This window comes from Pseudarthrobacter sp. HLT1-3, assembly GCF_059383535.1.
The window spans coordinates 22,260-41,271 of record NZ_JBWZCJ010000021.1 but is presented as its reverse complement, the minus strand read 5'-3'; the positions used below and the strand labels follow the sequence as shown (position 1 = coordinate 41,271).

At 64.1% G+C, this 19,012-nt stretch carries 20 protein-coding genes, 1 other RNA gene and 1 pseudogene; 15 read left to right on the top strand and 7 right to left on the bottom strand.

Annotated elements, in window-relative coordinates; all coding sequences use genetic code 11:
* Positions 1 to 14: 14 nt before the first annotated feature.
* The 15 genes and pseudogenes from AC50X9_RS16900 to ssrA all read left to right on the top strand — a co-directional run bounded on the left by AC50X9_RS16900 (position 15) and on the right by ssrA (position 14,132).
* Positions 15 to 1,613 (top strand): Eco57I restriction-modification methylase domain-containing protein, encoded by a 1,599-nt coding sequence (locus tag AC50X9_RS16900; RefSeq protein ID WP_494895307.1) that lies wholly within the window; start codon positions 15 to 17, stop codon positions 1,611 to 1,613.
* A complete protein-coding gene (locus tag AC50X9_RS16895) occupies positions 1,610 to 4,153 on the top strand; it encodes a GIY-YIG nuclease family protein (RefSeq protein WP_494895304.1) in 2,544 nt (847 codons plus the stop codon). Before AC50X9_RS16900 ends, AC50X9_RS16895 begins: the two co-directional genes overlap by 4 nt.
* A gap of 352 nt (positions 4,154 to 4,505) precedes the next feature.
* Positions 4,506 to 4,814 (top strand): annotated as a pseudogene (locus tag AC50X9_RS16890) (CpaF family protein); the annotation flags it as partial.
* A complete protein-coding gene (locus tag AC50X9_RS16885; RefSeq protein WP_494895302.1) occupies positions 4,814 to 5,668 on the top strand; it encodes a type II secretion system F family protein in 855 nt (284 codons plus the stop codon). The pseudogene AC50X9_RS16890 and the gene AC50X9_RS16885, both read left to right, overlap by 1 nt.
* Positions 5,665 to 6,606, top strand: coding sequence for a type II secretion system F family protein (locus AC50X9_RS16880; protein ID WP_494895300.1), 942 nt, complete (start codon positions 5,665 to 5,667; stop codon positions 6,604 to 6,606). Before AC50X9_RS16885 ends, AC50X9_RS16880 begins: the two co-directional genes overlap by 4 nt.
* Before the next feature lie 62 nt (positions 6,607 to 6,668).
* On the top strand, positions 6,669 to 6,917 hold the full coding sequence (locus AC50X9_RS16875; protein ID WP_494895298.1) for a hypothetical protein: 249 nt from the start codon (positions 6,669 to 6,671) through the stop codon (positions 6,915 to 6,917).
* A 57-nt stretch (positions 6,918 to 6,974) separates the two neighbouring features.
* The gene (locus tag AC50X9_RS16870; protein ID WP_494895296.1) at positions 6,975 to 7,319 is read left to right on the top strand and encodes a TadE family protein; all 345 of its coding nucleotides are present in this window, start codon (positions 6,975 to 6,977) and stop codon (positions 7,317 to 7,319) included.
* On the top strand, positions 7,300 to 7,842 hold the full coding sequence (locus AC50X9_RS16865; protein ID WP_494895294.1) for a hypothetical protein: 543 nt from the start codon (positions 7,300 to 7,302) through the stop codon (positions 7,840 to 7,842). The genes AC50X9_RS16870 and AC50X9_RS16865 overlap by 20 nt, the downstream gene beginning before the upstream one ends.
* A gap of 104 nt (positions 7,843 to 7,946) precedes the next feature.
* Positions 7,947 to 8,357 carry a pilus assembly protein TadG-related protein gene (locus AC50X9_RS16860; RefSeq protein WP_494895292.1) on the top strand — a complete coding sequence of 137 codons (411 nt, stop codon included), beginning with the start codon at positions 7,947 to 7,949 and terminating at the stop codon, positions 8,355 to 8,357.
* Between the two features lie 79 nt (positions 8,358 to 8,436).
* Positions 8,437 to 9,552 carry a peptide chain release factor 2 gene (gene prfB / locus AC50X9_RS16855; protein ID WP_494895290.1) on the top strand — a complete coding sequence of 372 codons (1,116 nt, stop codon included), beginning with the start codon at positions 8,437 to 8,439 and terminating at the stop codon, positions 9,550 to 9,552.
* A 328-nt stretch (positions 9,553 to 9,880) separates the two neighbouring features.
* A complete protein-coding gene (gene ftsE / locus AC50X9_RS16850) occupies positions 9,881 to 10,699 on the top strand; it encodes a cell division ATP-binding protein FtsE (protein ID WP_494895288.1) in 819 nt (272 codons plus the stop codon).
* Complete coding sequence (gene ftsX / locus AC50X9_RS16845; protein ID WP_494895286.1) at positions 10,696 to 11,610, top strand: permease-like cell division protein FtsX; 915 nt, start codon at positions 10,696 to 10,698, stop codon at positions 11,608 to 11,610. Before ftsE ends, ftsX begins: the two co-directional genes overlap by 4 nt.
* Before the next feature lie 34 nt (positions 11,611 to 11,644).
* Complete coding sequence (locus tag AC50X9_RS16840) at positions 11,645 to 13,057, top strand: peptidoglycan DD-metalloendopeptidase family protein (RefSeq protein ID WP_494895391.1); 1,413 nt, start codon at positions 11,645 to 11,647, stop codon at positions 13,055 to 13,057.
* A 107-nt stretch (positions 13,058 to 13,164) separates the two neighbouring features.
* Positions 13,165 to 13,635, top strand: a complete 471-nt coding sequence (gene smpB / locus AC50X9_RS16835) for an SsrA-binding protein SmpB (protein ID WP_024367797.1) — start codon at positions 13,165 to 13,167, stop codon at positions 13,633 to 13,635.
* A gap of 128 nt (positions 13,636 to 13,763) precedes the next feature.
* Positions 13,764 to 14,132: a transfer-messenger RNA gene (ssrA, locus tag AC50X9_RS16830) on the top strand.
* Positions 14,133 to 14,269: 137 nt separating this feature from the next.
* On the opposite strand, the gene AC50X9_RS16825 is transcribed toward ssrA, so the two are convergent.
* The 7 genes from AC50X9_RS16825 to AC50X9_RS16795 all read right to left on the bottom strand — a co-directional run bounded on the left by AC50X9_RS16825 (position 14,270) and on the right by AC50X9_RS16795 (position 19,012).
* Positions 14,270 to 14,404, bottom strand: coding sequence for a hypothetical protein (locus tag AC50X9_RS16825; RefSeq protein ID WP_463963903.1), 135 nt, complete (start codon positions 14,402 to 14,404; stop codon positions 14,270 to 14,272).
* A 51-nt stretch (positions 14,405 to 14,455) separates the two neighbouring features.
* Positions 14,456 to 14,827: a hypothetical protein gene (locus tag AC50X9_RS16820; RefSeq protein ID WP_494895281.1), complete on the bottom strand. Its 372-nt coding sequence runs from the start codon at positions 14,825 to 14,827 to the stop codon at positions 14,456 to 14,458.
* A gap of 178 nt (positions 14,828 to 15,005) precedes the next feature.
* The gene (locus AC50X9_RS16815) at positions 15,006 to 15,380 is read right to left on the bottom strand and encodes a fluoride efflux transporter FluC (protein WP_494895275.1); all 375 of its coding nucleotides are present in this window, start codon (positions 15,378 to 15,380) and stop codon (positions 15,006 to 15,008) included.
* A complete protein-coding gene (locus AC50X9_RS16810) occupies positions 15,377 to 15,835 on the bottom strand; it encodes a fluoride efflux transporter FluC (RefSeq protein ID WP_494895273.1) in 459 nt (152 codons plus the stop codon). Before AC50X9_RS16810 ends, AC50X9_RS16815 begins: the two co-directional genes overlap by 4 nt.
* Positions 15,836 to 15,873: 38 nt before the next feature.
* The gene (locus tag AC50X9_RS16805) at positions 15,874 to 16,587 is read right to left on the bottom strand and encodes a metal-dependent transcriptional regulator (RefSeq protein WP_494895271.1); all 714 of its coding nucleotides are present in this window, start codon (positions 16,585 to 16,587) and stop codon (positions 15,874 to 15,876) included.
* Positions 16,588 to 16,669: 82 nt separating this feature from the next.
* Entirely contained in the window at positions 16,670 to 17,428 is a 759-nt protein-coding gene (locus AC50X9_RS16800; protein ID WP_494895269.1) for a class I SAM-dependent methyltransferase, read from the bottom strand.
* Positions 17,429 to 17,533: 105 nt separating this feature from the next.
* Positions 17,534 to 19,012: an aminotransferase class V-fold PLP-dependent enzyme gene (locus tag AC50X9_RS16795; RefSeq protein ID WP_494895267.1), complete on the bottom strand. Its 1,479-nt coding sequence runs from the start codon at positions 19,010 to 19,012 to the stop codon at positions 17,534 to 17,536.

Below are 19,012 nucleotides of genomic sequence, written 5' to 3'. Positions count from 1 at the left end.
ATGGGGGACTGAACGTGACGCAAGCACAGCAAATCGTTGGTCATATACAAAAGAAGTTTGGCCAGCATGTACCGGACATACTCGACTGCTTGGCCCAGCTCTCTAACGACGAGGTGCCAACCCCTCCCAAGCTGGCCCGGGCCATGCTCGACCAGCTTCCCCTCGATGTGTGGAGCAACCCAAACCTGAAGTGGCTTGACCCGTGCTGCAAATCCGGGGTGCTGTTGCGAGAAGTGGCGGCTCGACTGCTCGATGGGTTGGTCGAGTGGGAGCCTGACTTTGACAGACGGCGGGAGCACATATTCCGGAATATGCTCTTCGGCACGTCAATCACGGAAATGACCGGCCATATCGCGAGGCGCAGTCTCTACTGTTCCCGAGATGCCACTAGCGATGACAGCGTCGTCAAGTTTGAAACCAGTGCGGGAAACTTGCCGTTTGTTCCCAGCGAGCACAGTTTCGGAAAAAAGAAGGGCATCGTGACTCCCTGCCGGATCTGTGGGGCGCCACCCGAGTTGGATCGCGGGGACAAACGCGAAAACTACGCCTACTCATTCATACACGGGGGTTACCCCACCAAGGAGATGTCCGAGATGAAGTTCGACGTGATCGTAGGGAATCCGCCGTATCAGACGGGGGACGGCGGTCACGGGGCCAGTGCCACGCCGATCTACCAGCATTTCGTCGAAGCCGCGATCGATATGAGTCCGAAGCACGTTCTAATGATCACGCCGTCGCGTTGGTTCGCGGGCGGGAAAGGGCTGGACAAATTTCGAGCTCGTATGCTGAAAGACAGACGACTGGAAACCTTGGTCGACTACCCAAAGTTGTACGATTGCTTCCCAGGAGTAAAGATCCGAGGCGGTGTCTCGTACTTCCTATGGTCTAGGGACCACAATGGAGCCTGTTCCGTGCAGACGATGTGGGAAGGCCAGCCAGTGGGCGGCCCTGTCAAACGTTTCCTCGACATCTACGACGTCTTGATCCGCCGTAATGAAGCCGTTTCGATTCTTGAGAAAGTTCGCGAATTTGAAGTCGACGGACGGTCGGAGGCATCTCTAGCTGACCGAGTGTCCAGCGCCAAGCCATTTGGGCTCCGTACCTTTTTCCACGGATCGGACAGCTCGGACAAGTTAGCTGACCCCGTAAAACTCTACGGATCTCAGCGGATTTCTTGGATCGAGAAGTCTGACATCCCTCAGAACTCGGAGTGGGTCAAGGACTGGAAGGTCCTCATGTCTGCGGTTCAGGGTACAAGTGCAAGCATAGAGACGCAGTTTCTCGGCAAGCCCATCATCGCAGCGCCTGGTGAAGCATGCACTGAGACCTATCTCGTCGCCGGCCGGATGCCCACCTACGAGGAAGCAGAGCGGTACGCGACATATCTACGGACGCGCTTTGTCCGGTTCTTGGTTTCCCTTAGAAAGGCCACTCAGCACGCCACTAAGGACGTCTATGCCTTCGTTCCGGCCGTCCCGCTGGACCGCGAATGGACCGACGAGCTCCTCTACGCCAGATACGGATTCACCGATGAAGAGATCGCCTACATCGAATCCCAAGTCAAGGAGATGCTAGCCCCTGAAGCGGCAGCAACCTTTGGTTCGACGAAATGAGCGGGCCGGGTTCCAGCCAGAATCGTATTTACGCATACACAGTCGTCGGTAAGGACTCCGATCCGTGGGAGCGAAGCATCGGCAGCACCCGAATAGTGGGCAAGGGGCTCATCAAGGTCGGCCAAACCACGAAGTCCTCAGCGAAGGCGCGCATCAAGGAGCAGCTTGGAACAGCTTATCCAAACCTCGACGGCGTTTCGATCCTCCTTGACGAGCCAGCCGAGCGAGTCGACGGCGCGTTCTATGCTGACCACGACGTTCATCGGGCACTCATTGGGGCGGGCATCAAGCGCCCTGGCGGTGAGTGGTTTGAAGCCTCACTGGCCGAGGTTAAGGCTGCCATCAACACGGTGCGTACAGGCCAACCGTTCAATCTGAATCGGACTGAAAGCTTCAAGATGCGCCCCGATCAGGAGGAAGCCGTACGGGTTACTGCCGCCTATTTGCGGAATCGGGCCTCGCCAAATGGTAAGCCACCGAAGTTCCTCTGGAACGCAAAGATGCGGTTCGGTAAGACGTTCACCGCGTACCAGTTGGCGCGCGAGATGGACTGGAAAAGGGTTTTGGTCCTAACTTACAAGCCTGCCGTTCATGCGGCCTGGCGAGACGATTTGTCGAACCACATCGACTTTTCTGGCTGGAAGTTCGTCGACCGGGATACCTCGGCAATTGAGCGCGACTATGTAGCTGACGGGCCAGATCCCTTTGTATGGTTTGCCTCATTTCAGGACCTCAATGGAAAAACTGACGGTCAAATCAAGGTTCACAATGAAGTAATCCACTTGGTTGAGTGGGACTGCATTGTGCTTGACGAATACCACTTCGGAGCCTGGCGGGAGTCCGCACGTGACCTCTACGATCCGACCGACAAGGATGACGCAGACAAGGAAGAACCGCAGGAACGGGTTACAGACGAGGACTTGGGACTCACATCCGCGAACTACCTGTACCTGTCCGGGACCCCGTTCCGCGCGATAACCAACGGAGAGTTCACAGAAGACGCGATTTTCAACTGGACATACGTACAAGAACAAGCGGAAAAGGCCACTTGGGATGAAGGCCGCGGCCCAAATCCGTACCTTGAGTTGCCCAGGATGGAGATCTTCTCTTACGAGATGGGCCGGGATGCGGCAGCGTTCGCCGCCGACGGCGAGTTCAACGGTTTCTCACTGAGCGAATACTTCCGCGCTCGGAAAACCAGCCCAGGGTCGAAAGCTCACGGGGCTGGAGATTTCTCCTTCGAAAACCCGACGCAAGTATCCGAGTTCCTGGAAATGCTGCGCGGGAAGTTGTCCGATCAGATGAAATCGCTTGTAGTCGCAGGGCAGAAAGCACCATTCCCGTTCGAATCAGTGGCCTTCAAGGAAGCTGTCAGGCATTCTGTGTGGTACATGCCAGACGTGGCTTCTTGCTTCGCCATGCGAGATATGTTGGCTCTTCACCCCTACTTCCAAGACTTTGAGGTGGTGGTGGCCGCTGGCTCTAAGGCTGGCCGGGGAGCAGCAGCCAAGCCGCCGGTCGAGCATGCCATTGCGGCCACAGTGAGAAAAAACAACTCCGGTTCAATCACTTTGTCGTGCGGAAAGCTGATGACTGGGGTGACCGTCCGCGAATGGGGGGCCATCCTGATGCTGCGATCCCTTAAATCTCCAGAGTCGTATTTTCAGGCAGCGTTTCGAGTCCAGTCGCCATGGGCTTATCGAAATGCTGAGGGCGCCGTCGACGTCAAAAAGCCCACCTGCTATGTCTTTGAATTCGACCCCAATCGCGCGCTTGGGCTGGTCGCCGAGTACGGCATACGGCTGGCCAGCACAGGTGAAGTGACGCCTGCAGAGGCTATTGGACAGCTCCTCAACTACCTTCCGATCTACGGGTTTTCCGGCGGGGACATGACCCAACTCGACGCAACAGATGTGCTGAACTGGGCAACGGCGGGTATCGGATCCACAGCTCTGGCGAAAAGGTGGAATTCTCCTCTCTTGGTTGACGTCAACGAGCACACGCTGGCTGCGGTCCTCGAGCATCCTAATCTCGTAGCCGCCCTGGAACAGATCGAGGATTTCCGAGCACTGACCACCAACGCCGAGAGCGTCGTCACCTCAACGAAACTTCTGAAAAAGGCTAAGCGTGAGCAGAACGGAAATCTGGACGACCAGCAGAAGAAGGAACGGACACAGACCAACAAGCAACGCAAGGAAATTCGGGAGAAGCTGCAGAAGTTCCTGGCCAAAATTCCTGTGTTCATGTACGTCACTGACTTCCGGGAAGAAGCCCTAAAGCACGTGATTGAGTCCCTTGATTCAGCGCTATTCGAGAGGGTCACCGGCCTGACAGTTGATGACTTCAGTCTGCTCAACAGGATCGGGCTGTTCAATTCACAGCATATGAACTCGGCCATCTACCAGTTCAAGTCCTTTGAGGTGGCCAGCCTTCACTATGCAGATGAGGCAAGAGAGGGGATAGCTTCTCAGGTGGGGTTGTGGGATCAGACCATCGATGCGGAGGAGCTAGGCGGCGAATACGCTGACGTTTCCGGCTAGCCGCTGTTCGAGTTGCTGTGGTCGTGACGCAAGGGCCGACTGTCTTGCGCATCGACGCTGTGCAGAGTTGGCCCTGGACAACAAGACGACTCAAGGAATTTCGCCAGCCATCCCGGGGACTTCGGGACGCTGAACCGGTCGCTGAACTTCTCGGAGTGCCGTGGGAAACGGTCAGGTCTTGGGCGAAACGGAGCCTGACTGCGAGTCGGAGGTCCGGGCCGGATCCCGCATTCCGAGCCCTCAACGCACGCCCAGTCCAAGGTCCAGCGCAGGTTGGATTTCGGTGCCGAATTCCCAAGCGTAGACTTCAGGTTCAAGTCTTACTTGAAGTACACGTCATGGTTGCACTACCCCCGACGCCGTCACCAAGATCTGCACGTTGCCGTTGCTGGCAGTCGAGAACATCTCCAGCGCCTTCGTGGTTCCGACGGTTGCATCCTGCATCGACCTCGTGGTCCATTGTGCCCGGCACGCCAGCGGACGCAGAGAAGTAACAGAGATCCTTTCGTTGGGCCGACGCGTGGAAAACGGCATCATCGAGTCCTCCATGGTCTTCGCTTTCGAGGACGGACAGCTGCAACCAAAGGCCAACTCGATGCCGTCAGCTGAGAAGTTTGCCCGTGCGGGGTATGACGTGGCGGCGCTCCTGGAGCCGCGCTGATGGCGGCGCTGCTGGGCATGTTGGCCGGCGCTGGACTCCTGCTGATCTGGTGGTCTGTCTGGGAGCAGCCCCGGGCGGTAAAACGAACGCCGAGGCCCAGCCGTCTGGAGGACCTGTTGCGCTCGGCGGGCATCGAGAAGGTCAGCGGCGCCGGCCTGCTGGCCAGCTGCGTGGGTGTCGGGGCGTTCACCATGCTCATCTTCTTTGCCGTGACCAGGTCGTGGCCGATCGCGGCCTGCTTTGGCCTGTTCGGGGGGTGGCTGCCGATGGCCGTCGTCAAATGGCGCGCCCGGAAGCGCACCGCTGTCCTGCGACAACTGTGGCCCGACGTCGTGGACCATCTGCGGTCGGCGATCCGAGCCGGCCTTTCGCTGCCGGAAGCCCTCATCCAGTTGGGCGACAAGGGCCCGGAGGAACTCCGTCATGTGTTCCGCGATTTCGGTTCCGACTACCGCTCGGGAGGGCAATTCGATCCCTCCCTTACCAGGCTCAAGGACCGGCTGGCGGATCCTGTGGCGGACCGGATCGTCGAAGCGCTGCGGCTGACCAGGGAGGTGGGTGGCTCGGACCTCGGCCGGCTGCTGGGTACGCTGGCGGAATTCCTGCGGGAAAGTGCCCGCACCAGGAGCGAGCTGGAGGCCCGGCAGTCCTGGACGGTCAACGCCGCACGGCTGGCAGTGGCCGCCCCCTGGCTTGTCCTGATGCTGCTGGCCAGCCGGCCGGAAGCTGTGGCTGCCTACAACACGCCGCTGGGGGCCGCGGTCCTGATCGGTGGACTGGCGGTGTCTTTGACCTCTTATGCCGTCATGCTGCGCATTGGAGCGCTGCCGGCAGACGAGAGGGTGCTCCGATGACTGGGCTGATGGCGACTGCCGTCGCTTGCGGAATTGTGCTGGGCTGCGGCTTATGGTTGCTGCTGATCAGGCTGCCCTTCATGCGGCCAATCACTTTCGTTGCACGCATCGGTCCGCAGTTGAAGTCCCACAACCTGGAATCCCGGCTCCTGCGTGCCGTGCCGAGAAACTTCACCCCGTTCGGGCCGCTGGAACGAATCCTGCGGCCGGTCATCGGCGACGCCGTGGCCTGGGTGGGGAGGTTGAATCCTGGTTCCGCCGCCTTGAACCGTCGCCTTGCCAGGGCCGGGTCCGTCAAGTCGCCCGCAGATTTCCGGGCGGAACAGCTTCTCTGGGGCGCAGGAGGATTTGTTGCGGCGGTCGGAGGAGTCGTCCTGTTCGGCGCGGCAGGACGACTCAGCCCCATCCTCGCTGTGGTGCTTGTGATCGGCAGCGCCGCCGGCGGCTTCATCTTGCCGGACTATCTGCTGGGTGCACGGATCAGGAAACGCGAAGCTCGCATGATGGCCGAGTTCCCCAGCGTCGCCGAACTCATGGCGCTCGCCGTCAGCGCGGGCGAGAGCGCCACTGGCGCTCTGGACAGGGTGTGCCGCAGTGCCCGGGGGGAGCTGTCCAAGGACTTCACCCGCGTTTTGGGGGAGACCAGGGCAGGGAAGCCGCTCGTGGAAGCACTGCAGGAGTTCTCTTCACGGACGGAACTTGGTCCGTTGCTCCGCTTCGTGGACGGGTTGGTCGTGGCCGTTGAACGGGGGACACCGCTCGCTGAAGTGTTGCGGGCCCAGGCCCAGGACGCCAGGGACACCGCGAAGCGCGAGCTGATGGAGTCGGCAGGGAAGAAGGAAATCGGCATGATGATTCCCGTTGTCTTCGGTGTCTTGCCGCTGACGGTGGTGTTCGCAGTCTTTCCCGGGTTGGCTGCCATCAGCATGGGTTTGTAGGAACAAAAGGAACAGCACGGAGCAGAAGGAAGACATCCGAACCACCGATCTAAGGGGAGAAAGTGAAGCAGATCCTGAACCGCATGGCGCTGTTGCTCTGCACTATCAGCCTGGTTCCCAGGCATGCCGGTGCGCTCGAGGCCACGGCGCGGCAGGCTGACCGTCCGGGTGACCATCGCGAACGCGGCGATGTGCCGGGCTGGGTGATGATTACTCTGATGTCGGCTGTTCTCGTCGCCGCGCTCCTCGCGCTCGCTGGCCCTGCCCTGGAAGGACTGTTCAACCAGGCCATGGACAAGGTCGGGCAGTAGCGCGTGCGCCTGCCCGGCGCCGGCAGGGGCAAAACTGACGAACGGGGTTCGGCAGTAGTGGACTTCGTCCTGGTGGGCGGGCTGCTGACGCTGTTCTTCCTCGCCATCGTTCAGCTCACCCTTGTCCTGCACGTCCGGAACACACTGGTCGACGCCGCGGCCTCGGGCGCCCGCTATGGCACCCTCGCGGACCGCGGCGCGGCGGATGCCAGGGACCGGGCCGCGGAGCTGATCGGCGTCGCCCTCAGCCCGGAATTCGCCCGGGACGTGACCACCAGCGAAGCCACTTTCCAAGGGATCCGGACCCTGGAAGTGACGATCCGCGCGCCATTGCCCGTGATCGGGCTCATTGGCCCGCGGGCAGCCCTGGAGGTGAAGGGGCATGCGGCCATCCAGCCTTGACCCGCCGGTCCGTTCTGCCGTTTCGAACTCACTGGCCGGTTACTGCCTCGACTCACCAGACCGACGGCCCGGGGGAGAGACCGCGACGCCGGACTCCCGCGTCCTGGAAGGCAGCGAGCGGGGAAGCGCAGTCGTCGAGTTCACGTTCCTTTCGCTGCTGCTGATGGTGCCGCTGGTCTACTTCATCATCACCGTGGGCCAGCTTCAGGGCGGCTCGTTCGCCGTCGTCGGCGCCGCCGACCAGGCCGCGAAAGTCTTCGTTGCCCAGACAGACGCCGCAGGCGGCCGGGCAGCCGCCGAGCAGGCTGTTCTGCTGGCCCTCGCGGACCATGGGCACTCTGCGATGAATGCCCGGGTCGAGACCAGTTGTGCCCCCGCGGACTGCATGGCCGCCGGTACGGCTGTGACGGTCACCGTCCATCTCACGGTGCCGCTGCCATTCGTCCCCTTCAGCGAGGTGCTCAACTTGAACGCCGGACAGCTCAGCGCCTCCGCCACGCAACTGGTTGGCCGCTTCCGATGAGACGTCCCGGGATGCATCGCACCAGGCTCAGCCCGCAGCAACCGCAACTACCGCAGCAAACGGATCCGCAGCGCGCGGCTCAATGCAGCGATGCCGGGCAACTGATGGTGCTGCTTATCGGGTTCGTGTTGCTCGCCCTGCTGCTTACGTCGGTGGTCATCGCCGCCTCCAGTGTCTACATCGAGCACAAGAAGCTCCTGTCACTGGCCGACGGCGCCTCGGTGGCCGCCGCGGACAGCTTCACCCTGGGACAACTCGAAACGGTTGGCGGCAGCCCCACCGCCATCCTGACCGGTGCCCGTGTGCGGAGCACGGCCGTCGAATTTTTAGACCGCAGCAGTGCCTCCACGCGGATCAGCGGCCTCGCCGTCGCATCTGGAACGGGCAGCCCGGACGGCTCCACCGCCGTTGTGGTGCTCAGCGCCGCGGTCCACCCGCCCGTCGTCAACTTCCTGGTCCCCGACGGCATCAGGATCGAAGCGACGTCGACGGCGCGCTCCCGGCTCACGCGCTGACGCCCCGGCCTGCGGGCCTGCCCAGGCCCGTCCCGCCCCAGTCAGGCGGCCCGCACGGATAGCGTAGGCTTAAAAAACCATGGCAAACATTGATTTTCCCGCAGAAATCCGCGCCCTCCGCGCCACCTACGTCTCGATCGAGAACGTTTCGAATGTGGACGCGCTGAAGGAAGACATCGCCGAACTCAGCGAACGGGCCGGCGAACCCAATCTGTGGGACGATCCCGCGGCCGCCCAGGTGATCACCTCGAGGCTCTCGCACCGCCAGTCCGAACTGGCACGCCTCGACTCGCTCACCTCCCGGATCGACGACCTCGAAGTTCTCGTGGAACTAGGCCAGGACGAGGACGACGCCGCTTCCATGGACGAGGCCGCCACCGAACTGGAATCGATCCGCAAGGCCCTCAAGGACCTCGAAGTCGTGACCCTGCTGTCCGGCGAGTTCGACGAGCGCGAGGCTGTCGTCACGATCCGCGCCGGCGCAGGCGGCGTGGACGCGGCGGACTTCGCCGAAATGCTGCTCCGGATGTACCTGCGCTGGGCCGAACGCCACGGCTACCCGACGACCATCATGGATACCTCCTACGCCGAAGAAGCCGGGCTCAAGTCCGCCACCTTCGAGGTCAAGGCCCCCTATGCCTACGGCACGCTCAGCGTCGAGGCCGGCACCCACCGCTTGGTCCGGATCAGCCCCTTCGACAACCAGGGCCGCCGCCAGACCTCGTTCGCCGCCGTCGAAGTCATTCCGCTAATCGAGCAGACCGACTCCATTGACATCCCGGACAACGAGATCCGCGTAGACGTCTTCCGTTCCTCCGGTCCGGGCGGTCAGTCGGTCAACACTACGGACTCCGCCGTGCGCCTGACCCACATCCCCACCGGCACCGTCGTCTCGATGCAGAACGAGAAGTCCCAGCTGCAGAACCGCGCGGCAGCCCTGCGTGTGCTGCAGTCCCGGCTCCTGCTGCTCAAGAAGGAGCAGGAGGACGCCGAGAAGAAAGCGTTCGCCGGCGACGTCAAAGCCTCCTGGGGCGACCAGATGCGCTCCTACGTCCTGAACCCCTACCAGATGGTCAAGGACCTCCGCACCGAGCACGAGGTCGGCAACACCTCGGCCGTGTTCGACGGCGAAATCGACGACTTCATCGACGCCGGCATCCGCTGGCGCACCGACAACCGCAACGCGGACAAATAACCCGCCGACCCGCCGGCCGCAACGCGGACAAATAACCCGACGACCAGCCGGCCGCGGTTCGCGTCCTCCGGGGGACAACGGACGAATTGCAGAAGCCGGGAGACAAAAAATCCGGCACCCGAGGGCGCCGCACGTACCCACTTCTGCCTCTTGCGTCACACCCGCCCCTCCGGCCTAATCCTGCGACACACCCCCACACTCTGGCGGAAGCGCCGGGGACCGTGCGTATAGTCGAGAAGCCGGAGCTCTACTTCCCCCAAAAGAAAGCCCGCGCGCCGGCGGCAGAACTGGGCTGTACCCGTCCACGTCCTGCAGGGTATTTAGGGCAATGATCCGTTTCGAAAATGTCACCAAGGTCTACGACCAAAAGGCGCGACCCGCGCTGGATTCGATCAACCTTGAGATCGACCGTGGCGAATTCGCCTTCCTTGTCGGGGCCTCAGGTTCTGGCAAGTCGACCTTTCTGCGCCTCGTCCTGAAAGAGGACCGGGCCTCCTCCGGCGCCGTTTACGTGGCCGGCCAGAATGTCGCAAATATCTCCAGCTGGCGCGTGCCCCGGCTCCGCCGCGGCATCGGCGTCGTGTTCCAGGACTTCCGCCTGCTGCCGCAGAAGACCGTGTTCGCCAACGTCGCCTTCGCCATGCAGGTCATCGGCAAGAGCCGCAGCGTCATCCGCGACACCGTTCCCGAGGTCCTGAAAACCGTCGGACTCGAAGGCAAGGAAAACCGCCTTCCGCATGAACTCTCCGGCGGCGAGCAGCAGCGTGTGGCCATCGCCCGCGCCGTCGTGAACCGTCCGGGCATTCTGCTGGCCGACGAGCCGACCGGCAACCTGGACCCCACCACCTCCATGGGCATCATGGGCGTACTGGACAAGATCAACCAGAACGGCACCACCGTCGTCATGGCCACCCACGACGACGACATCGTCAACGAGATGCGCAAACGCGTCGTCGAACTCCGCAACGGCGTCATCATCCGCGACGAGGCCAAGGCCCTCTACACCTCCATGATTCCGGTCGTCGGAGCGTCGCGCCGTCTCCGGGACGCCAGCGGACGGGAGCCCGGACCCTCCGCCGCCCCGCCGGCCACCACCCGCAGCGACCCCCACGCCGAAGTACCCGCCGCAGGGGAGAACCAGCTGTGAGGCTCCAATTCGTCCTCTCCGAGATCGGCAGCGGCCTGCGCCGCAACCTCTCGATGGTGGTCTCGGTCATCCTGGTCACGTTCGTGTCCCTGACCTTTGTCGGCGCCGCCGGGATGTTGCAGCTGCAGATCAACCAGATGAAGGGCTACTGGTACGACAAAGTCCAGGTCGCCATCTTCCTGTGCAGTGACGGTTCGACGGCGGCCGGCTGCGCCACCGGCCCGGCCACCCCGGAACAGCAGGACAACGTCGCCAAGCTGCTGGAATCTCCCGCGGTGGCCCAGTACGTCAACGACTTCCAGTTCGAATCCAAGGATGACGCGTACAAGCACTTCAAGGAACAGTTCTCCAATTCCCCAATCGTCGACTCCGTGACGCCGGACCAGCTCCCCGCCTCGTTCCGGATCAATATGAAGGACCCGGAGAAATACCAGATCATCAGCGAGACCTTCTCCTCGCAGGCCGGCGTGGAAACCGTCATCGACCAGCGCCAACTGCTGGAACGGCTCTTCTCGGTCATGAATGCCGCTTCCCTCGTGGCCGTCAGCGTGGCCGGGGTGATGATCGTCTGCGCCATCCTGCTGATTGCCACCACGATCCGGCTTTCTGCTTTCAGCCGGCGCCGGGAAACCGGGATCATGCGCCTCGTCGGGGCTTCGAAAATGGTGATCCAGCTGCCGTTCATCCTTGAGGGCGTGATTGCCGCCGTGATTGGCGCGGCCCTGGCCTCGGCAACTCTGTGGGCAGTGGCGCACTTCTTCCTGGGCGGGTACCTGTCCCAGCAGTATCCGGACACAGCGTTTATCTCCGCGGCTCAGACGCTGATCCTGGCGCCGGCCCTGATCGGCCTCGGCGTCCTGCTGGCAGGCGTATCATCACTCCTAACCCTCCGTCGATACTTGCGGGTCTAGCGTTCGCAACGAAATGAGAAGGCCCATGACACCGATGCTTCGACTCGCCCCGCGTCCGGCCCCGCCCGGGCTCCCCGTGGCAGGCCGCCGCAGCCGTATGATCAGCGCCGCCCTGGCGCTCGTCCTCGCGGCGAGCATGGGCGCCTCGACACCGGTGGCCTTCGCCGACACCCTCGAAGACCAGCAGGCCGCCCTCCGTGAGGAAGCCGCCCGGGTCCAGCATTCCCTGGAGTTCGTGGACTCCCGGATCGCCCAGGCCGCCTCTGACCTCTTCATCTACCAGGGCCAGCTCCCCGGGGCGCAGCAGGCCCTCCTGGACGCCCAGGGCCGCGTGGCGAGCGCTGTTAAAGAGGCCGAAGCCCTCGCCGCGCGCGTGGACCTGGCGCAGCAGAACAAGGCCAAGATCACCCAGCAGCTCGAGACGGACAAGCAAAAGATCGCCGACACCAAGAAGCTGATCGGGCAGATAGCCACCCAGGCCTACAAGTCCGGCGGCGTGCCCTCCAACCTTTCCCTGTTCTTCGGCGCGAACAACGGCGGCAGCCTCACCGAAACCATCGACCTGGCCGACCAGGCCATGCGCAGCCAGAACTCCGCGATGGACAAACTCACCCAGCAGAGCGCCACCAACGTCAACTCGCAGGCCCGGCTCGAAGCGGTGGAAGCCGAAATCACGGACCTCAAGGCCAAGGCCGACGCCGCGCTGGCCCGCGAACAGGCCGCCCGCGACGAGGCCGAGGCCAAAAAGGCCCAGGTGGACAAGCTCATCTCCGACACCACCCGGCTCGACGCCGAACTCCAGGCCGCCAAGCCCGGCATCCAGACCCAGCTCGCCCAGGTCAAGAACCAGCAGGACGCCGTCGCGGCCGACATCGCTGAACGCGACCGCAAGCTGCGCGAGGCCTGGGAAGCCGAACAGCGCCGGATCGCCGAGGCCGCCGCGGCAGCCGCCGCGGCGGCCGCCCGTGCCAAGGGCCAGACCAAGGCCCCGGCGCCGTACGTCCCCGCCCCGCCCGGAAACCCGTCGGCCTTCGGACTCAGGCACCCCTTCAACGGTGTGCCGATCAGCTCGGGCTTCGGCTGGCGTGCGACGCCGCCGGGCACCATCGACTTCTACGGCCAGGGCGGCTACATGCACACCGGCATCGACTTCGCCGCGGCCTGCGGTACGCCGGTTTACGCCGCTGCGGCCGGCGAGGTGTTCTCCGCCGGCTGGGCCAATGACGGCGGCGGCAACAACGTCAAAATCGCCCACGGCGTCGTCCAGGGAAACTCGCTGACAACCATCTACTACCACAACGTCAGCGTGACCGTTTCCCGCGGACAGCAGGTCAGCCAGGGCCAGCTGATCGCTTATTCGGGAACCACCGGCAACTCCAGCGGCTGCCACTCGCACTTCGAGACCTGGCTCAACGGCCGGGCCGTTGATCCGATGAACCTGCTCTGATCCGCCCGGAGCGGAAGCCTCCCGCCCGCCCTGCGGCTCTGCCGTAAACTGGTAGCACTCCGCGCCCTACAGGCTGCGGTCCACCCATCGATCCAAGGAGTTCTACCGTGCCGAAAGAAAGTGGCCGTAAGGTAGTGGCCACCAACCGCAAGGCCCGGCACGACTACCACATCCTCGACACCTACGAGGCCGGGATCGCACTTATGGGTACCGAGGTGAAGTCCCTCCGCGAGGGCCACGCCTCCATGGTCGACGGCTTCTGCACCTTCTACAACGACGAGCTGTGGATGGAGGGCATCCACATCCCCGAGTACCACCAGGGGAGCTGGACGAACCACGCCGCCCGGCGCCGCCGCAAGCTGCTGCTGCACCGCGACGAGCTCACCAAGATCTCACACAAGATCCGCGAATCGGGCTTCACGATCGTGCCCCTCCAGCTGTACTTCCTGGACGGCCGGGCGAAGGTGGAAATCGGCGTCGCGCGCGGCAAGAAGGAATACGACAAGCGGCAGACCCTGCGCGAGCAACAGGACAAGCGCGAGGCCCTGCGCGTTATGCGCGAGCGGAACCGGCGCTAGGAACTACCGAACCCCCGCTGGAATGATTTGGCGGGTCCGTGCGTTATGCTAGGTAGTCCGGGAAGGAACGGCGCCGAGTCCGCGAAAGCGGTTCAGCAAAGTGCCAGACCGGTTTGATAAAAAAATACGGGGATGATCGGTTTCGACGATGTTAGTCGCGACAGGTGAAGCGGGCCGAGGATGCAGAATTATCTCGTAAACGCTGTCTGCAAACCAATAAGTGCCGAATCAAAACGCACTGACTTCGCTCTCGCTGCCTAAGCAGTAAGACAGTCCGTCAGCCCGAGGTTGCTATTGCCCCGGATCCTGGCGTCATTTAGATAGCCACTGCTGTTTACCCCCGTCATCGGGGTGAACGGGACTCTTAGATGACTGGGCCCGGATCAGCCAGCTGTTTGTAGCATGGCTGGGGCCGAGAAAATCCAACGCAAACTGCGCCCGGAGAAGCCCTGACAACACGACATCGGACGGGGGTTCAATTCCCCCCATCTCCACCATCGGAGCCCCGGCAACGGAGCTCCACCCCGTACGTTCCACACATAAGGCCGGAAGCTGAAGCTTCCGGCCTTATGTTTTGCTCGTTTGTTGTTTGCCGTTTGCTTGCTGAGGCGGCCGCCCGACGGGCGGGCCACGCTCAGCGCTTCTTGATGTGGGCTACCGGGTCCGCGTGCGTCTCAGCGACGTTCTTGGTTTTCTTCTCAGCCCGTTTTTCCTTGATGGTTTTCACGGCCTTCTTGGCCGTGCTGCGGTGCGGCGTTTTGTCAGGCATGTGGGCGCTCCCTAACACCAGGGGGCCGGGATGGCCCCCGTTGGTATTAAGTTACGCCTCGGGCACCGCAACGTCCACGATGCCGACAAAGCGGCTGCCCACGCCCTCATATTCGCTGCGGACCAGCCCGGCTGCTGCGCCCGGGATCTCGTAGGGGGCATGGTCTGCGCAGCACACGTAGGTGAACTCCGGCCACCATTTCTTCGGCCGGGCGGCCTCCGAGAAGCCGCAGACCGCGCAGGTCAGCTGGACCCAGATGGGGCGTTTGCCGGTGCGGTTGGCTTTGGACTGAACGAGCCAGGCCGGCGGATTTTCCAGGAGCTCGCCGAGCTCCGCGTCGCTCAGCCGGGGCGGGATGCCGTGACGGTGGGCCATTTCCAGCGAGATGTCGAGGACCTGGGCTGCTTCACGTCGGGTAACCATCCTTCAACGATACGGGATCAGAGGGCCACCGATTCGCCGGAACCGCACCGGCAGGGGCGCCCCGCGGGGCCTCATCCCCGGCGCTTACACGCGGCCCGTGCACCGTCGTTAGGCTCGTCACACCGCTGTGCCGTACCCAGTCCTCGCGTCACAGAGCTGGCGTCACCCCGCCGTGGCGTCACCCACCCGTGAGGGCCAGGCCGATCGCTGCCGCCGCCAGCCCGGCGACCAGGTTGGCGGCAATGTTGAGGACGGCGGCGCGGTAGCGCGTCTCACTCACCAGCCGCACCGTGGCCGTGGTCCAGGAACTGAAGGTTGTCAGGCCGCCGGCGAGCCCGGTCGAGAGGCCCGTCTGCCACTCGGCCCCCAGGCCCAGCTGGCCCGTCAGCCCGATGGCCGCGCCGATGATGAAGGATCCCGTCACGTTGACCGTGAGGGTCGCCCAGGGCCAGTGCGGATGCCGTCCCGGGTGGTGCGCAAACCATGAGTCGACGGCGAAGCGCAGCAGTGCGCCCGCGACGCCGAACCCTCCCACCAGCAGAGCGGTAATCACGACGCCGTCCCGCCCAGGTCGGCCAGGGCCTTGCCGGCCTTCCACCCGGCGGCCGCGGAACCAAGTCCCAGCACCAGCGAAAGACCAAGGTAGGCCAGCCAGCTGGTGTGGAAGCCGCCCCGGATTTGCTGGTCGATGGAGAACACCACGGCGGAAAAGGTCGTGAACGAACCCAGCAGCCCTGGACCGAGACCGGCCCGAAGCCAGAAGGCGGTCTTCGGCCGGGCGATCCAAACTGTGGTGAGGGCCGCGAGGACAAAGCTGCCAAGAACGTTGATCACCAGGGTCGTCCACGGGATCGTACCGGGGGCTTCGGGGAACATGACTCCGGCGCCGTAGCGCAGCTCCGTTCCGATCAGGCCGCCGACGGCGACGGCAGCCCACGCGCGCCAGCCCGGTGACGCCGCAGCAACCCCCGGCGACGCCTTAGCGGTGAAAAATGCATCCTTCGCCATGCGCTTCATGACGCGGCTCCGGCGGGTGTGGCCTGCATTCAGGGCCGCTTGAGGCTGCAGCCGGAATGGGCCGTCTCGCTGTGGACCCAGAGGGCGGACGCGACTTCCTCGGCGAGGTCAAATTCCTTCCGGGCCGCGCCGGAGCCGATCCGTACCACCAAGGCGCCACCGAAAGGTTTCCGGCCCACAACCTCGACCTCCGCGTCCAGCCCGATCTGCTCAGCGGAAAGGTAGCGCAGTAGTTCGGGGTTTTCGTCGCTGATCCGGGTGATCCGTCCGGTGTGCCCGTCGTCGAGCACGCTCATCCGGTGAGCCGCCGGCACCAGCACTGAGCCGTCCGCTGCGGGGATCGGATCGCCGTGCGGATCCCGCACCGGGTTCCCGAGTTTAGTCGCCATCCGCTCGATGAAAGTGTCCGAGACGGCGTGTTCCAGCAGTTCGGCTTCGTCGTGGACCTCATCCCAGCGGTAGCCGAGCTCCCGGACCAGGAACGTTTCAATCAACCGGTGCCGCCGGACCATTGACAGCGCCAGCCGGACACCGTCGGCGGTGAGCGTGATGGCGCTGTAGGGCTGGTGGTCCACCAGCCCCTGGTCCTTGAGCTTGCGGACCATTTCCGAGACCGAGGAGTTGGCCACCCCAAGGCGTTGGGCCAGCTGGGTGGAGGTGATGGGCTTGTCCTGCCACTCCGTGAAGGAGTAGATGACCTTGACGTAGTCCTCAATCGAGGAGGATGGCAGGCTGGTCTTCACAGCCTCCAGCCTACCGTCAGCTGCCGCCGGGGAAGGTCATCCACAGGACCAGGTTGAGCGCCACGACCAGGACCGCGCGGCCTTAGGCCCGGTCGGCGCGCCAGCTCTGCGTCAGGTAGGGGAGCGGGATGACGTCTTCCGGGTGGTGGCCCAGATGCTCGTGCAGATACCAGTCGAGATTGCCGAGCACTTTGGCGCGGGTCGCCTCGCTGGCCGCCAGGTAGTAGCTGCGGGACTGCGTCAGTTCCAGGATGTCGCTGGTGTGCACCGGATCCTCCCAGCGGGTGAGGTGGCTTTCCAGCCCGGTGAATTCCGGCCCCAGCGGCGGTTTAAAATGCGGTTTGTGCACGTCGCCGGCATGCATGATGCGCGACAGCCGGTGCACCCACGGCACGGAGGTGTCCAGCTGGTTCCAGATCAGCCCCAGGACACCCTCGGGGCGGAGGATCCGGGCGATCTCCGAGCTGGCCAGGAGGGGATCGCACCAGTGCCAGGCCTGGGCGACGGTGACGATGTCGAAGGCCGCGGCGGGCAGCCCGCTGTTCTCGGCGCTGCCCTCGACAGCGGTGACGCCCGGGAGAGCCCGGCGCAGCTGCGCCAGCATGTCAGCGGACGGGTCCACTGCCACGGTGTGCAGGCCGCGTTCGAGCAACAGGGCCGTGAATTTCCCGGTTCCAGCGCCCAGATCGGCGGCGTCCTTCGCGCCCGCGGGGATCAGCCAGTCGGCTGAATCAGCGGGGTAGCCGGGGCGGACGCGTTCGTAGTGTTCGCCGCCGTCCTGGAAGCTCTGGCCAAGCTCCAGGCGCCGCGCCTGATACAGCTTGGGTCCGCCGCGTGCCACGTGCGATCTCCTTCGGCAGGTCCGGATGGGTACCTTTCGAATTTACCGCACGCGGCAGGCTCGGAGTTCGGTGGCTTCCGTCCACTGGGCGGCTGTGCCGTGCTGTTAGTCCAGGGTGCAGGGGGCCGCGCCGGCGGTCCCCGGTGTGTTGGGTGCCCAGTGCGGATAGCTGCGGGTGTCGTTGGTCGGCACCCACCTCCCGGCGTCCACCACGTAGTCCCAGCCGAGGCCGGTCTGGCGCAGCTCCTGGATCCCGGCGAGCAGCCGCTCGGCGTCCGCCAGCCGGGAACCCAAGCCGAAGCTGGCCCGCAGCGAGCCGGCCGGCAGCCCGAGCCGCCGGAGCAGGGGGTGCGCGCAGAAACGGCCGTCCCGCAGTCCGATGCCGTGTTCGGCCGACAGGTACGCGGCCACCAGGCCCGCGTCATAGCCTTCGAGCGAGAAGTTGACGACGCCGATCGTGCCGGTCCCGGTACCGCTGCCGGTGCCGCTGTCAGCCCCGGTGCCCGAGGGTGCATCGAAAGAAGCACTGTCCGCGAAGATCTGGTGGACCTTGACGCCGTCGATCCGGTTGAGGCCCTCGACAAGGAAGGACCGGATGGCGTTCTCGTGCGCCTGCCACTGCTCCACGTCCAGGTCGGCGATCAGCTGGGTGGCGCGGGCCAGTGTGGCTGCGCCGAGGACGTTCGGGGAGCCGCCCTCGTGCCGTGCCGGACCGGTGGTCCAGCTGACCGCGTCGACCCGGGCATCCTGGACCGCTCCGCCGCCGGCCAGGTGCGGCGTGCCGGCGTCGAGCCAGTCGGGACGGCCGATCAGCACACCGGCGCCGAACGGTGCGTAGAGCTTGTGTCCGGAGAACGCCAGATAGTCGACGTCGTCCGAGGCGATGTCGATCCGCCGGTGCGGGGCCAGTTGCGCCGCGTCGACGACGATCCGGGCGCCATACTCGTGCGCCAGGGCGGCCAGCGCCCGGATCGGGAGGATCTCGCCGGTGACATTGGAGGCGCCGGTGACGGCGAGCAGGCTGACGCCGCCGTAGGCGAGTTCCCCGCGAAGCAGTTCCAGTGTGGCGGCGAGCGTGGGAGCGGCAATGACACTGCGGTGCGGCACGCGCTGCCACGGCAGCAGGTTGGCGTGGTGTTCGATGTCGAGATAGAGCACGTCACCGGTGTGCACGCCGTCGGCCACGGGCAGGCAGCCCGCCAGCAGGTTCAGCGAATCAGTGGTGTTCCGGGTGAAAATCACCGAATCGTCCGGACGGCCGCCCACGAAATCCCGGACAATCGTGCGGGCATTCTCATAGACCGAGGTGCTGATCTGCGAGGCATAGCCGGCGCCGCGGTGGACGCTGGCATAGTACGGCAGGATCTCGTTGAGATAGGCGGAGACCACAGACAGGGCCGGCGCCGAGGCGCCGTAGTCCAGGTTGGCGTAGCGCACGGTGCCGCCCTGAATGAGCGGTGCCTCGATCTCGGCGCCGGTCACAGCGGCCAGCGGCCGGCGGGCGAGGGTGAACCGCGGATCGGGCTGGGTCTGGCTCGCGCCGGCCTGGAATCCGGAAGTGGCGGAAAAAGTGGCAGTCGTCAT

What these genes read in the sequence shown, in the direction of transcription:
- prfB (WP_494895290.1), top strand. Translation starts at nt 8,437, where the DNA reads ATGGCAAACATTGATTTTCCCGCAGAAATCCGCGCCCTCCGCGCCACC.
- AC50X9_RS16895 (WP_494895304.1), top strand. Translation starts at nt 1,610, where the DNA reads ATGAGCGGGCCGGGTTCCAGCCAGAATCGTATTTACGCATACACAGTC.
- AC50X9_RS16810 (WP_494895273.1), bottom strand. Translation starts at nt 15,835, where the DNA reads ATGGCGAAGGATGCATTTTTCACCGCTAAGGCGTCGCCGGGGGTTGCT.
- ftsE (WP_494895288.1), top strand. Translation starts at nt 9,881, where the DNA reads ATGATCCGTTTCGAAAATGTCACCAAGGTCTACGACCAAAAGGCGCGA.
- AC50X9_RS16865 (WP_494895294.1), top strand. Translation starts at nt 7,300, where the DNA reads ATGCGGCCATCCAGCCTTGACCCGCCGGTCCGTTCTGCCGTTTCGAAC.
- AC50X9_RS16820 (WP_494895281.1), bottom strand. Translation starts at nt 14,827, where the DNA reads ATGGTTACCCGACGTGAAGCAGCCCAGGTCCTCGACATCTCGCTGGAA.
- AC50X9_RS16860 (WP_494895292.1), top strand. Translation starts at nt 7,947, where the DNA reads ATGGTGCTGCTTATCGGGTTCGTGTTGCTCGCCCTGCTGCTTACGTCG.
- AC50X9_RS16840 (WP_494895391.1), top strand. Translation starts at nt 11,645, where the DNA reads ATGCTTCGACTCGCCCCGCGTCCGGCCCCGCCCGGGCTCCCCGTGGCA.
- AC50X9_RS16880 (WP_494895300.1), top strand. Translation starts at nt 5,665, where the DNA reads ATGACTGGGCTGATGGCGACTGCCGTCGCTTGCGGAATTGTGCTGGGC.
- AC50X9_RS16825 (WP_463963903.1), bottom strand. Translation starts at nt 14,404, where the DNA reads ATGCCTGACAAAACGCCGCACCGCAGCACGGCCAAGAAGGCCGTGAAA.
- AC50X9_RS16795 (WP_494895267.1), bottom strand. Translation starts at nt 19,012, where the DNA reads ATGACGACTGCCACTTTTTCCGCCACTTCCGGATTCCAGGCCGGCGCG.
- AC50X9_RS16885 (WP_494895302.1), top strand. Translation starts at nt 4,814, where the DNA reads ATGGCGGCGCTGCTGGGCATGTTGGCCGGCGCTGGACTCCTGCTGATC.